We start from the raw sequence: 13,808 nt of genomic DNA on the forward strand, positions 1-13,808 counted from the left end.
CAGGCGGGTGGATACTGCTCGGCAGCGATGCCGTTGGCTTCGAGGATGGCCTCGCTGGCGGCGCGGGTTCCGCTGCCTTCGCCGCCCAGGCCGAGGCGCAGCGGCAGCAGATCGGCGATGCGGTCGAGGCTGACCTCGCGCCGGTAGAACAGCCACAGCGGTTCCTGATAGATCGCCCCGAGGCTCTGCAGGCGCGCCTGCTGGTCAGGCGCGAGCTGACGTTCCAGCCCGCTCTGCACCAGGGCGATCTGCACATCGGGGTCGTCTGCCAGCAGGCGCTGCAGGTTGTCGCGCGAGCCGGAGGTCGGCACCAGGTTCAGCTCGAAGCCTTCCTTGGCCAGCTCCTCCTTCAGGCGCTCGGCAAACATCCGGTAGGCGCCGCCCTGGGTGCCGGTGGCCATGCTGGCGCTCATCGGCGGTGGCGGAGCGACAAACTGGAACAGTGCCCAGACCAGGGCGGCCACCACCGGAACTATCCACAGGTTGGCCAGGATCATGATCTTCAGGTCGTGCAGTACGCGGCGCATGAGGCTTCCTTGGCGATGAAAAATGCGAAGCGACGTCTGCCCTTTCCCTCTCCCGCATGGGAGAGCCTGGCGCGCAGCGCCGGATCGGGGCAGACGGGTTCATAGCAAGGATAGAACCCCATCGCCGTTGGGGTCACCGATGGCGCATTGGCACCTCCGATGGTCGCGCTCAGCCGGCCGTTGAAAACCTCGGCTTTGGCTTCCTGCCTCCATGCAGCCGTCGCCGGCCTGCTAGGTGAGGGCCTTGTGCCTGACCCGCAGCTGATCCAGCGCCAGCAGCAGGCCGAGCAGGCCCAGGGCATACAGCGCATCGCCACCGAGCATGACCAGCACCGCCGCGCACAGCAGCGTCGCCAGTGCAGCCAGCCAGCGCCAGATGCCATGCAGCAGTACCGCGCCCGCGGCCATGCTGAGCAGGTAGATGAGCACGAAGTTGCCATTGGCGTAGCGGATCAGATCATCCACCGAGAGCGTCAGCGCCCCGGTCAGCAGCGCGCAGACGGCGCAACTGATCACCACCAGGAGCAAGGCGCGTCCCGGTACGCCATGGCCATTGCGCACCGCCAGCGGCGCCGGCAGGCGGCCTTCGTCGGCGAGGCTCCAGATCAGCCTGGCGAAGCCCTGGATGTAGACGTTCATCGAGGCGAAGCAGGCCAGGTAGCCGAGCACCGCCACCAGCACGCGGGCCTTGTCCCCCAGCAGCACTTCGAACAGCCGCGGCAGGGCGGTGGCGTCGCTGTGGATGTCGCCATAGGTGGCGAAGGTCAGCACCGCGACCGAGCAGGCCCAGTACACCAGGCCGGCCAGCAGCACCCCGAGCAGCAGGGCCAGGGGGAAGTCGCGCTCGGGGCGCCTGAACTCCTCGCCCAGGTGGGTGAAGGCCTCGATGCCGACGAAGCACCAGAACATCACCCCCAGCGCAGCCGGCAGCAAGTGCCACTGGCCCGTCATGGGCGGCAGCAACGGCTGGCTGGCGCGCGGCAGATCGCCGATCCACCAGATCAGCGCCACGCTGCCGACGATGGCCAGGGCGATGACCCCCTGCAGCACGCCGGAGGCACGCGCCGGACGCTGGCCGAGCAGAAGGATGGCGGCCAGCGTGGCCAGCTGGATCAGCAGCAGGCCAGTGGCGTCGAGATCGAACAGCGCCAGCCAGAAGCCGCTGGCGATGTGCAGCGCGGCGGGCAGACCGACCGGCAGCACGGCGAGAAACAGCAGGGCGCTGACGCCTTCCAGGCGCAGGCCGAAGGCGCGCCCGATCAGGTGCGGGGCGCCGCCGGCGTGGGGAAAGCGTCGGCCCAGCTGGGCGAAGGTGAAGGCCACCGGCAGCACCAGGGCGATCAGCAGCAGCCAGGCCCACAGCGAGGCCGCCCCGGCGGCGGTGGCGGCCAGTGCCGGCACCACGAAGATGCCGGTGCCCAGCAGCGAGGTGCTGAGCAGGGCGATGCCCTGCAGCAGGCCCAATTCCTTGTTCAGTCGACTCATGGGGTATGCTCACGCCGTTGCACGAACCGCCATGGTAAGGGCGCAGGCCAGGTTCAGGCTGTCGCCTTTTGCCGTCGAAATGGCGGTTCTTCCCGTCAAACTGCCTAGTGCCCGAGAACCCCGTGGACAAGTTCGATCGCCAGATCCTCGCCCTGCTGCGCGCCGATGCGCGTACCACCGTCAGCCAGATTGCCCGCGAGATCAACCTGTCGCGTTCGGCGGTCAGCGAGCGCATTCGCCAACTGGAGAGCAGCGGGGTGATTCGCGGCTATCACGCCCGGGTTGCCGAGCCGGGCGAGGGTGGGGTGAAGGCCTTTCTCGAACTCTTCTATCAGGGGCGTCGCTGCGAGGAGTTCGTCGAACGCATGCGGGCCTTTCCCGAGGTGCGCCATTGCAGTGGGATCAGCGGCGAGACCGACATGCTGGTGCTGGTCGAGGCGCCGAGCATGGCGCGCCTGAGCGAGGTGCGCGGCGCCATCGAGCAGTTTCCCGGCATGCAGAAGGTCAAGACCCATGTGGTGGTGACCGACTGGGCCATGTGAGTCGGCGCCTTCACTCCGCCGTGTCGGGCTGCTCCTGCAGGGCCGTGCGCTGCAACAGCAGCAGTGGCGCTCCGGCTGCCAGCACCAGCAGGCCGAGCAGCGCGCCGCTGCCGGCATACAGGGTGCTGGAATAGAACAGGCCCAGGCAGGTCAGGGCGAACAGGATCGGCGTCAGGGGATACAGCGGCACGCTGAACGGGCGCCGTACCCAGGGCTGGCTGCGGCGCAGGCGGATCAGCGCCAGGGCGGTGAGCGACATGAACAACCAGAATACCGGCGCGGTGTAGGCCACCATGGTCTGCACGCCGTTCTCGCTCAGCGCGCCGAACAGAATCAGCGGCAGGGTGATCGCGCATTGCAGCAGCAGCGCGCGCAGAGGCGTGGCGCCACGTTCGTTCCAGCGACCGAGAAAGGCCAGCTGCGGTACATCGCGGCCCAGCGCGTAGTACACCCGCGAGCCGGTGAAGATGGTGGCGTTGAGCGTGCTCAGGGCAGTCAGGCAGACGAACAGCGCGAGCATGGCCTCGGCCCGCGGCCCGGCGACCATGTGCATCAGGTCGGCGGCAACCGCATCGGTCTGGCGCAGGCCGTCGAGGCCGAAGATATCGAGGAACACCAGGTTCGCCAGCAGGTACAGGGCGGTCACCAGCGCCGTGCCGATCAGCAGCACGCGGCTCATGTTGCGCGCCGGATCGCGCAGTTCGCCGGAGAGGTAGGCCGCCTCGTTCCAGCCGCCATAGGTGAGCAGCACGAACACCATGCCCATGCCGAGCATGGCCGCCGTACTGCCGCTCGCCTGCGGCGGCGCGGCCGCTGCCTGCTGTGGCTCGGCCAGGGCCAGGCCGGCCAGTATCACCAGCAGGATCGACGCCACCGTGGCCGCGCTGAAGAACACCTGGGCGCGGCGCGATTCACGGGTGCCGAGCAGGTTGAGCAGGGTCAGCGCCACCACCACCGAGGCGGCATGCCAGGCACTGCCGTACGGCTCGAGGGGCAGCAGGCGCTGGGCATAGTCGCCATAGATGAAGGCGACCACGGCGATGGCGCCGGTCTGGATCACCGTGCCGCGCGCCCAGGCGAACAGCAGGCCGACCTGCGGCCCCCAGGCCAGACTCAGATAGTGGTATTCGCCGCCCTGATCCGGGTGCGCGGCGCCCAGCTCGCCGTAGCACAGCGCGCCGATCAGCATGACCAGGCCTCCGGCCAGCCACAGCGCCAGATACAGTTCGGCGCTGCTGGCATGCTGGGCGACCAGGGGCGGCAGGCCGAAGATGCCCACCCCGATCACCACGCCGGCGAGCATGGCCACGCCATCGACGACCGACAGGCCGGCCCGCGATGAGGCCTGCGCAGTCATGGCTCAGCTCCTGCGGGCGACCCAGTCCTGCACCGCCCCCTTGCCCGGTACCGCCTCGATGCTGCGGCCATTGACCTGGCCCACGTACAGCCGGTCATTGAGGGTAAAGCTCAGCTCGTTGCCCCTGAGCTGGCCGCTCAACCCGCCGTACTGACCGTCCACGCTGCCCACCACCTTCTGGAAGTGCTGGTCCAGCTCCACCTGATAGCGCTGACCGTCCGCCTCGATGGTCCACTGGCCGGCGACCTTGGCCGGCACTATCCACAGGAACACCGCGTTGCCGTTGATCACATCGCTGCGATCCGGCTCCCAGTCGCCCAGGTTGAAGGCATGCGACACCACGCGGGTGCCTGGCTTGAGGGTGTCGAAGATGACCGGTCGCAGGCGCATGTTGACGGTGGAGAGCAGATACATGGTCAGCACGTCGGCCTGGGAAATGTCCTTCTCGAACAGATCGCCCTGCTCGAAGGTGACCCTGTCCGCCACGCCTTCGCGTTCGGCGTTCTCCCGCGCCGCGCTGACGCGCTCGGGGTCCAGGTCGATGCCATAGGCCGCTCGGGCGCCGTGATCCTGCACGGCGGAAATGGCGATGCGCCCATCGCCCGAACCGAGGTCGATGACGTAGTCGTCCGGGCCGATCTCGGCCAGTTCCAGCATGTGCGCCACCACCGGTTCGGGGGTTGGCACGTAGGGCACGTCGAGTCGCGGCGGTTGCGCCTGCGCCGTGTCGATCAGCAGTCCGGCCAGCAGCCCGGCGGACAGGGTGAGGGACGAGAAGGTACGAACGGATGCAGCGCTCATCGGTGGAATCTCCTCACAGGGGGGCGATTTTGGTCCGACTGACGGGGCTGGCCAAGGTTCGTACTGAGGCCTTGCGGGATTGGGCAAGAATGCCCGGCAGGCCAGTGGCGGCCTTGCCTGTGGCTGTGTAAGCGGATGTTAACGCACGCCGCGCAAGCGCCGACGTTGCCTTGGCGCAGGCGCGCAGGCACTGTAGGCGGGTTATCCGCTTTGGTCGTTTCCCGCATGCGCATCCTGCACACCTCCGACTGGCATCTGGGCCAGCACTTCATGGGCAAGACTTGTCTACGCCTCGTTTGACCTGGCTACTTGGGCGAAGCCGCACGTGCTCGTAGAGCGCTTTGTGAGGCGAGCATATTCGCTCTGCTAATCACGGGGTCGCCCGCAGTGATATCGAGATATTCCAGAGGCGCGCTTAGGTAGCTTGGGGATTGAGGTTGAAAAATTCCCTGCAGCACTTGATGGCTAAGAAGTCATGCAGGGATGGCAATCGCTCTGCCATCCCATCAAGCCAGGGGTTTGACTACTCAGCTTGGCTAGTCAGTGGTACCGCTGGCGATTTTTGCTCAGTGATTGCTGCAGGCAGCGAAACCGACGCACTTTCCGGCAGTTTGAACATTGCCCCGGTAGCTGGGTCGACTGCGAAAAGGCCGATAAGGCCGCCAAACAGAATGTTGCCCCAGTACCAACCGTCCAGGCTGCTGTCCAAGGTGGAGACCTGCGAGGTATAACCATCCTTCTTGTAGCTGACGGTGTACTGTTCGCCCTTAAAGTAGCCGGCACCTGCTCTCAGTGACACGGTGCCAGGCGTCATACCGGTATGTACAACCTTTCCCGAGCGATTGCGGATCTCGAAATCTGCCCCTTCCGGCGCGCTAGTTACGCTTACCGGGTAGGACGAGTCACTCACGATGCTGGCGCACCCGCTGATGCCGAGGATCAAAGCAAGCGGAGCTAGAGGGATGGCAAACTTATTATTCATTCCGTTACTACTTCCAAGTAGTTGGTCCTATGTGTGTGCCCATTCCGGGCGAAAGCATCATAGAGAAGGAGTAGGGCTTGGAGTAGTGGCCATTTGAAATTATTGCTTTGATTTTCTGCGTTCCACAGGCATCCGGGATTAAAGGCCCGGCTTTTCGAGAATTCCCTCCATGCGCATCCTGCACACCTCCGACTGGCATCTGGGCCAGCACTTCATGGGCAAGACCCGTCAGGCCGAGCATCAGGCCTTCTGCGCCTGGCTGCTGGAGCAGGTCCGCAGCCATGCCGTGGATGTGCTGCTGATAGCCGGCGACGTGTTCGACACCGGTGCGCCGCCCAGCTATGCCCGTGAGCAGTACTACCGCCTGGTGGTGGAGCTGCGCGACGCCGGCTGCGCGCTGGTGGTACTCGGCGGCAATCACGACTCGCCGGCCATGCTCGGCGAGAGCCGCAGCCTGCTGGCGCAACTGGGTACCCAGGTGGTGCCGGGTGTCGGTGTCGATCTCGCCGAGCAGGTGCGGGTGCTGCATGACCGCGAGGGTGTGCCTGGCGCCATTCTCTGCGCGGTACCCTTCATCCGCCCGCGTGATGTCACGGCCAGCCAGGCCGGGCAGAGCGCGCAGGACAAGCAGCAGTCGCTGCAGCAGGCCATCGCCGAGCACTACCGAGCCCTTCACGAGCTGGCGCAGCGCAAGCGCGACGAGCTGGGCCTGGGGCTGCCGATCATCGCCACCGGTCACCTGACCACCGTGGGCGCCAGTGCCAGCGAGTCGGTGCGGGAAATCTACGTCGGCAGCCTGGAGGCCTTCCCCACCAGCGCCTTCCCGCCCGCCGATTACATCGCCCTCGGTCATATCCACAGGCCGCAGAAGGTCGGCGGTCTGGAGCACATACGCTACAGCGGCTCGCCCATCGCGCTGTCCTTCGATGAAGCGCGGCAGCAGAAGGAAGTGCTACTCCTGACCTTCGGCGATGGCTCGCTGCAATCGATCACCCCCCTGCCCGTGCCGGTGTTCCAGCCCATGGCCAGCCTGCGCGGCTCGCTCAAGGAACTGGCCGGCGCCATCGCCGAACAGGCCGCCCAGGGCACGCCCGAGCGGCCTGTGTGGCTCGAGGTACAGGTCAGCAGCGACGATTACCTGAGTGATCTGCAAAGCCGCATCAATGCCCTGTGCGAGGGGCTGCCTGTCGAGGTGCTACGCATTCGCCGCGAGCGCGGCGCGGCCAGCGCAAGTCTGGCCAGCGAAGCACGGGAAACCCTGGATGAGCTGTCGGTGGAGGACGTCTTTTCACGCAGGCTGCAACAGGAAACGCTGGATGAGGACGATAGCCAGCGCTTGCAGGACCTGTATCGGCAGGTGCTGGAAACGCTGCCAAGAGCCTAGGTGCCCACAATGCGCTTATGACTAGGTACATGCGCCTATCAAAGCCAAGCGCAAGATTGAGAAGACCATGGCGCGGTTCGGTGCCAGGGTGAGCCCCCGTTCCGGGTGATCAAACGCCAGATGCGCCGACGCACTTCCGTGCGTTTGGCGAAGAATTCGGTGCAGTGGGAGACATTTGCCCACCTTTTCTGATCAGACCGCCGCTTCAAATCGACGGATCTCCTCCAGCGCAGCCCTTGGCGAATTCGATGGAACAACGCCGATAGATCGACGCTCTCAATCATTGTCGTTTCGCTCCCGGGAATGCGGGGGCTGGAGCAGATCTTGAGACCGACTTCGTGCCGATAAATTGCCTCAGTCGACGCAAGTTGGGCGCACCAATCCACAGCTTGATGCGGACGAGGAGTAGATAAATTGTGAAAGCAGCAGTCTACGATACAGCCGGCGCCCCTAGTGTTCTGAAGTACATCGATCTTCCAACACCCGCTATTGAACCAGGCGATGTGCTGATTGCCGTCGAGGCCATTTCGCTTGAGGGTGGCGATCTGATAAACCGTCGCTCTACCCCGCCGCCCCATCCATCATGGGTCGTCGGTTATGCGGCAGCCGGCACCGTGATGGAGATCGGCTCGGGCGTTACAAGCCGCAAGGTCGGGGACAGGGTCGTAGCGTTCAATATGCAGGGATCGCACGCGGAACTCTGGTCGGTGCCGGAGGCGCGAACATGGCGCATACCTGATGGCCTGGATGCGTCGGATGCTGCAGTTGTGCCGATCTCATTTGGAACCGCTTACCACTGTCTTTTCACGCGAGGCGCGCTTGAACGGGGAGAGACTGTTCTCATCCAGGCGGCTGCCGGCGGAGTAGGGGTGGCTGCTCTTCAGCTCGCTGCACAATCGGGGGCGACGGTAATCGCGGTAGCAAGCGGCGCGCAACGCAGAGGTCGCCTGCTTGAGCTCGGCGCTCACCACGTAATAGACCGCGCTGACTGTGATGTGGTGGAAACCGTTCATGCACTCACAAAGGGCGCAGGCGTTGACCTCGTTATCGATCCGGTCGGAAAGACTCTGCAGGCCTCCCTCTCTTCGCTCGCGCATGAGGGCCGTCTTGTCTTTGTCGGTAATGCGGGTGGCGGTAGCCTGACAGCTGACCTGTGGCCGCCGATGCAGGCCAACCAAACACTCTTGGGAGTGTTTATGGGGACGCTTTTCGAAAGATCCGCCATACGGTCGAATGTCGACGACATGTTGAAGGCCGTCGCTACGGGCAGTGTTCGCAGCGTCATTGACCGGACGTTTAAATTGTCGGAGGCTGCCGCAGCCCATGAATATGCCGAGAAGGAGAAGCCGCTCGGACGTATCGTCATCAAGCCGTGAAACCCGTTCCGTGCAGGCGGCAATCCGCTTTCTTCGCCAACATTTGTTCCATATCGCTGACCTTGGGCCAACGGTTAAATCAAAGCAGATTGCCGGTAGTGAACTCCGCTTTTTTCTCCTGTTTTGCCCCGTCTGGCCAGTGCCACGGTCGCTTTGTCGTGGCCAATCCGGTTGCTGTTTGAGTTGCCGGGGCCTGGATTCGGCTTACTACGCTCCTCCCTTCCTCGCAGCCCTGACGCCTCGTCTTGTGGTCCGTCCTGCCGCAGGCGTTCTATGCTGTGGGTGATGGCCATTTGGCAGAGGTGCGAAAGTGCCGTTATTCAATGCATTGGCGCGATCGCTGGATCCGTTGCACGGGGTGCAGGCTGCCACTCGGCAGGCGTTCGACCACTGGTATCGTCAGGCGAAGATTCCGCAGATTCGTTACGTCGCCTTTCTGACCATGGCGTTGTATCTGATCTACGCCGCCATCGAGCAGAACGTGACGAGCGAGCAGGTGCTGGCCCGTTTCATCGTTCATGGCCTGATGGTGCCCGGGGCGCTGCTGGCGGTGGGGGTGCTGAGCTTTCAGCCGAGCCGCCAGCGCACGATGTTCACGATTCTCACGGTGGCGCCCGTATGCACGGCGGCGGCCAATCTCCATTTCAATTTCGGCACGCCGCTGTTCGTCCATTTCGCGCCGGAAATCTACCTCAACCTGATGTGGACCTTCGCCGTCTCCGGCCTCACCCTGCGTCAGGCCCTGGCTACGGCCTCGGCATCGGTACTGGTGATTCTCGTCGTCACCCTCGACCATTCGCTGGAGCCGGGCATGCAGCGGCTTCACCTGATCTGGATCCTGGCGTCGTTTTCCTTCGGGCTGCTCAGTGCGTTCCTGCTGGAGCGAGCGCATAAGCGCATGTTCCTGCATCAGGACCGGCTGGCCCTGAGCGCCAGCCTGGACGGGCTGACGGGGCTGTGGAACCGCTCGCGCATGGAGCGCTTCCTGGCCGAGGAAATCGCCAGGGCCAACCGGTATGGCACGCCGTTTTCCGTGGTGCTGATCGATATCGACCATTTCAAGAGCGTCAACGATACCCACGGCCATGCGGTGGGTGACAGCGTGCTGCGCCAGTTCGCGACCTTGCTGCGCGACAGCGTGCGGGTATTGGACAAGGTGGGGCGGCTGGGCGGTGAGGAGTTTCTGATCGTCCTGCCGGAGAACGATGCCGCGCAGGCGAAGCAGGCCGTACAGGCGCTGCAGCAGCGCATCAACGGGTTCGCTTTCGACAGGGTGCAGCGCAAGACGGCCAGCTTCGGCATTGCCGAGTATCGCCCGGGCGAGAGCCTTGATAGCCTGCTGGAGCGCGCCGATCAGGCGATGTATCGCGCCAAGGCCAGTGGCCGCGACCGCATCGAGGCGCTCTGATGGGCACGGGCACGCCTGAACCGCCACCGCAGCGCGACGGTCGAACCCTGGCCAACCCCCACCCTTGAGCGCACGACAACGGAGTCGGATATGCAGCGAGTTTTCTTTCTTCCCATTGCGGCAGTGGCCGTGTTTGCCGGTCTGGTCGGTTGCGGCAGCTCGCCGGCGCCCAATGCCGCCGTGACCGAGCAGTGGCTGGGGCGCTGGACGGGGCCGGAGGGCACCTACCTGGAGATCAGCGGAACGCCCGCCGACTACCGGCTGACCATCGCCAACCTCGACGGCCCGCGACGCTTCGTCGGCCGTGCGCAGGGAGCGCAGATCGTCTTCGTGCGCGATGGCGTGGTGGAGCGCATTCGCGCCACCGACGGTGGGGCCACTGGCATGAAATGGCTGCTGGACAAACAGAACTGCCTGACCGTGCGCAGCGGCGAGGGCTACTGCCGCGATTGAGCCGTTACGCCACACGGATATGCCAGAATGAACGCCTTCAACGGCTTACGACCTGTGCATGAAAATCCTCAGCCTGCGCCTCAAGAACCTCAACTCGCTCAAGGGCGAATGGAAGATCGATTTTGCCGCCGAGCCCTTCGCCGGCAGCGGCCTGTTCGCCATCACCGGGCCGACCGGCGCGGGCAAGACCACTTTGCTCGATGCCATCTGCCTGGCCCTGTACCACCGCACACCGCGAATGAGCACGCTGTCGGCCAGTGGCAACGAGCTGATGACCCGGCACACTGCCGACTGCCTGGCCGAGGTGGAATTCGAGGTGAAAGGACAGGGCTATCGCGCCTTCTGGAGCCAGCGCCGCGCGCGGGACAAGGTCGAAGGCGCGCTGCAGGCGCCCAAGGTCGAGCTGGCGCGTATTGCCGACGGCGAAATCCTCACCGACAAGATTCGCGAGAAGGAACATCTCACCGCCGAACTGACCGGCCTGGACTTCGAGCGTTTCACCAAATCCATGCTGCTGGCCCAGGGCGGCTTCGCGGCCTTTCTCGAGGCCAACGCCAACCAGCGCGCCGAGCTGCTGGAGGAACTGACCGGTACCGAGGTGTACGGACTGATCTCGCAGCAGGTCTACGAGCGCACCAAGGCGTCGGAACAGGCGCTGAATCTGCTGAAGAGCCGCGCTCAGGGTATGGAGCTGCTGGACGAGGCGCAGCGTGCCGAATTGCAGGCCGAGCATCAGCGCCTGAACCAGGAGGAGGCGCCGCTGTTGGCGCAGCAACAGGCCCTGCAAGGCCAGCGCCGCTGGCGCGAAGCCCTGCAACAGGCCGAGCAGCAATGCGAGCGCGCGCGAATGGGACTGGAGCAGGCGCAGCAGGCGCGCAACGAGGCGGCCGGCGAGCTGCAGCGTCTGGCCGCCAGTGAACCGGCCGCGCGCCTGCAGCCGTTGTATCAGAGCTGGCAGCAGCTGCAGCAGGATCGACAGCAGGCGCAGCAGGTGCTGGACGATCTGCAGGCGCAGCAGCGCCACAGCAGCGAGCGCGAGCACCAGCAACTCTGGCTGGCCAGCCGCTACGCCCGGCAATGCCTGAGCCTGCACCAGAGCGAACAGCAGCGTCTGACCGAGCAGCGTGAAACGCTGCAAGCGCGTTTGAGTGCTACCCCGCAACGTGCCCGCCTGGGCGAGTTGCTTGGCGGCTGGCGCGCGCAGTTCGATCAGCGCGGGCAACAGCTCATGCGGCAGCAGACGCTGCGCGAGAGCATGGTGCGAGAGCGCGAGCAGCTCGCTGCCTTGGAACAGCAGCGTGATCAGCTCGCCGCGCAGCAGACGGACGCGGCGACGCGGCTGGTGCAGGCGCAAGCCCTCGAAGCCGGACAGCACAGCGAGCTGCAGGCGTTGCTCGGCGCGGACGACGAGGCCGGGCTGCGGCAGCGCTGGCAGCAGCTGCAGGTGCAGGGAAGGGCGCTGGATCGCCTGGAACAACTGGTGCAGAGCCGCGAGCAGACGGCCGAACAGATCGCCGAGCTGACCCCGCACCTGGCGCAGCTGCAAACGCAGCATGCCGCCAAGAACGATGAAATCACCGCCCTGCGCGAGCGCTACAAAGTGCTCAAGCAGCAGGTTGCCGACAAGGAAAAGCTGCTGGAGCAGGAGCAGCGCATTCAGGATCTGGAAGCCTATCGTGCCCAGCTGCAGCCGGGCGAAGCCTGCCCATTGTGCGGCTCGCACGAGCATCCGGCGGTCAGCCAGTACCAGGCGCTGGATGTCTCCGCCACGCGCCAGGCGCTGGAGCAGTGCCGCAGCGACCTGGCGCAGCTGGAAAGCCAGGGCGGCACCCTGCGCGACGAACTGACCCGTCTGGCCACGCAGATCGCCCAGTTGCAGCAGCAACTGGAACAGGCACAACAGCGCGTCGCCCAACAGGACGCGCAGTGGCAGCAGCAACTGGCCGAGCAGGCCCTGCAGATCGCCGATGGTGCAGCGCTGCGTCAGTTGCAGCGTGAGCATGAGCAGCATCTGGGGCAGCTGCAGCAGCGTCTCGCCCAGGTCGAAACCCGTCAGGCCGAGCTGACGCAGGCGCGCAGTGCTCGTGAGATTGCCGAACGAGCGCTGGCCGATATGCAGCAACGCCTGGCGCTGCAGGCGCGCGATGAAGAAAACCTGCAGGCGCGTCAACGCGAACAGGGCGAGCGTCTGCAAGGGCTGGAGCAGGAACTGCGGCATCACGATCAGGCGCTGCTGGCCAGTCTCGATGGCTTCGCCTCGGAGTTGCCGGCCGACGCCGACACCTGGCTAGCCAAGCAGGCCAGCGCCTGGCGCGACTGGCAGCAGGCTCAGGCGCAGGACCAGCAGTTGCAGGAGCAGCTGCGCGCAACCGAGCGTCTGCTCGCCGAAGCCGAGGCCCGGACCGAGCAATGGCAACAGCGCTGGCAGGCCGAACAGGCGCCGGCACTGATCGAGCCCGAGGCAGTGGCGCAGCCCGAGCAGGCCCTGCAAGGTGCCATCGACAGCCTGGCCAGCGCGCAGCGCGAAAGCGATGCCCTGCGTGGCCGGCAGCAGAGCCAGCAGAGCCTGCTGCAGCAATTGCAGCAGCGCCTGAGCGAAGCCGAGCAGCGCTGGCAGCAGGCGCTGGCGGTCAGCCCCTTCACTGACCTGCAGGCATTTCTCGACGCGCTGCTGGACGATGACGAACGTGAGCGTCTGACGAGTTTGCAGGCGCGTCTGCAGCAAGCCCTTACCGAGGCCACGACATTGTTGGCCGCCGCCGACGCGCAATGGCAGCAACTGAGCACGACACCGCAGACCGAGCTGACGCTGATCGAGCTGGACGAGCAGCTGCAGGCGCTGCAGCTGACCTTGCGCGAGCTGAGCCAGCGCCAGGGCGAGCTGCGCGCCCAGTTACAGGCTGACGATGCGCGGCGCAGCAGCCAGCAGGCGCTGTTCGCCGAGATCGCTGCACAGGAGAGCGAGCACGCGTTGTGGCAGCAGCTCAACGGCCTGATCGGTTCGGCCGATGGCGCCAAGTTCCGCAAGTTCGCCCAGGGCCTGACTCTCGATCATCTGATCCACCTGGCCAATCGCCAACTGACGCGCCTGCACGGTCGCTACCAGCTGGCGCGCAAGAGCAGCGGCGAACTGGAGCTGGAGGTGTGCGACACCTGGCAGGCCGACGTGGCGCGCGACTGCCGCACGCTGTCCGGTGGCGAGAGCTTCCTGGTCAGCCTGGCGCTGGCCCTGGCGCTGTCGGATCTGGTCAGCCACAAGACCAGCATCGACTCGCTGTTTCTCGACGAAGGCTTCGGTACGCTCGATGGCGAAACCCTGGAGGTGGCGCTCGATGCTCTGGACAACCTCAACGCCAGCGGCAAGACCATCGGCGTGATCAGTCACGTCGAGGCGATGAAAGAACGCATTCCCGTGCAGCTGCGGGTGCACAAGGGCGTCGGCCTCGGCTACAGCCGGCTCGACGCGCGTTTTGCAGTGAAGGAAGGAGCGTAG

The 13,808-nt window shown here is 65.3% G+C and carries 11 protein-coding genes; 6 read left to right on the top strand and 5 right to left on the bottom strand.

From position 1 onward, the window contains the following. Both N7333_RS13460 and yjeH read right to left on the bottom strand, forming a co-directional pair. Positions 1-527, bottom strand: a 527-nt coding sequence (locus tag N7333_RS13460) for a TAXI family TRAP transporter solute-binding subunit (protein ID WP_279858986.1), incomplete at its 3' end; no start/stop codon positions are given. Positions 528-758: 231 nt separating this feature from the next. Then, on the bottom strand, positions 759-2,012 hold the full coding sequence (yjeH, locus tag N7333_RS13465) for an L-methionine/branched-chain amino acid transporter (protein ID WP_129483901.1): 1,254 nt from the start codon (positions 2,010-2,012) through the stop codon (positions 759-761). A 122-nt stretch (positions 2,013-2,134) separates the two neighbouring features. Here yjeH and N7333_RS13470 point away from each other — a divergent pair, with 122 nt between their 5' ends. After that, a complete protein-coding gene (locus N7333_RS13470) occupies positions 2,135-2,554 on the top strand; it encodes an Lrp/AsnC family transcriptional regulator (RefSeq protein WP_041772959.1) in 420 nt (139 codons plus the stop codon). Between the two features lie 10 nt (positions 2,555-2,564). On the opposite strand, the gene N7333_RS13475 is transcribed toward N7333_RS13470, so the two are convergent. From N7333_RS13475 to N7333_RS13485, 3 genes are all read right to left on the bottom strand, one after another. Continuing rightward, positions 2,565-3,911: an amino acid permease gene (locus tag N7333_RS13475; protein WP_129483902.1), complete on the bottom strand. Its 1,347-nt coding sequence runs from the start codon at positions 3,909-3,911 to the stop codon at positions 2,565-2,567. A gap of 3 nt (positions 3,912-3,914) precedes the next feature. Further along, positions 3,915-4,712: a 50S ribosomal protein L11 methyltransferase gene (locus N7333_RS13480; RefSeq protein ID WP_129483903.1), complete on the bottom strand. Its 798-nt coding sequence runs from the start codon at positions 4,710-4,712 to the stop codon at positions 3,915-3,917. Between the two features lie 523 nt (positions 4,713-5,235). After that, positions 5,236-5,694 (bottom strand): hypothetical protein, encoded by a 459-nt coding sequence (locus tag N7333_RS13485; protein ID WP_129483904.1) that lies wholly within the window; start codon positions 5,692-5,694, stop codon positions 5,236-5,238. A gap of 169 nt (positions 5,695-5,863) precedes the next feature. Between N7333_RS13485 and sbcD the strand changes: the two genes are divergently transcribed. The 5 genes from sbcD (at position 5,864) to N7333_RS13510 (ending at position 13,808) form a co-directional block, all read left to right on the top strand. Beyond that, positions 5,864-7,078, top strand: coding sequence for an exonuclease subunit SbcD (gene sbcD, locus N7333_RS13490; protein ID WP_129483905.1), 1,215 nt, complete (start codon positions 5,864-5,866; stop codon positions 7,076-7,078). Between the two features lie 416 nt (positions 7,079-7,494). Next, positions 7,495-8,454, top strand: coding sequence for a zinc-binding dehydrogenase (locus N7333_RS13495; RefSeq protein WP_129483906.1), 960 nt, complete (start codon positions 7,495-7,497; stop codon positions 8,452-8,454). A 310-nt stretch (positions 8,455-8,764) separates the two neighbouring features. Continuing rightward, positions 8,765-9,862, top strand: a complete 1,098-nt coding sequence (locus N7333_RS13500; RefSeq protein ID WP_252576736.1) for a GGDEF domain-containing protein — start codon at positions 8,765-8,767, stop codon at positions 9,860-9,862. Positions 9,863-9,952: 90 nt separating this feature from the next. Further along, the gene (locus N7333_RS13505) at positions 9,953-10,315 is read left to right on the top strand and encodes a hypothetical protein (RefSeq protein ID WP_129483907.1); all 363 of its coding nucleotides are present in this window, start codon (positions 9,953-9,955) and stop codon (positions 10,313-10,315) included. 58 nt (positions 10,316-10,373) lie between these two features. After that, positions 10,374-13,808, top strand: coding sequence for an AAA family ATPase (locus N7333_RS13510; protein ID WP_129483908.1), 3,435 nt, complete (start codon positions 10,374-10,376; stop codon positions 13,806-13,808).

Source organism: Pseudomonas sp. GD04158, assembly GCF_029834875.1.
GTDB lineage: Bacteria > Pseudomonadota > Gammaproteobacteria > Pseudomonadales > Pseudomonadaceae > Aquipseudomonas > Aquipseudomonas hydrolytica.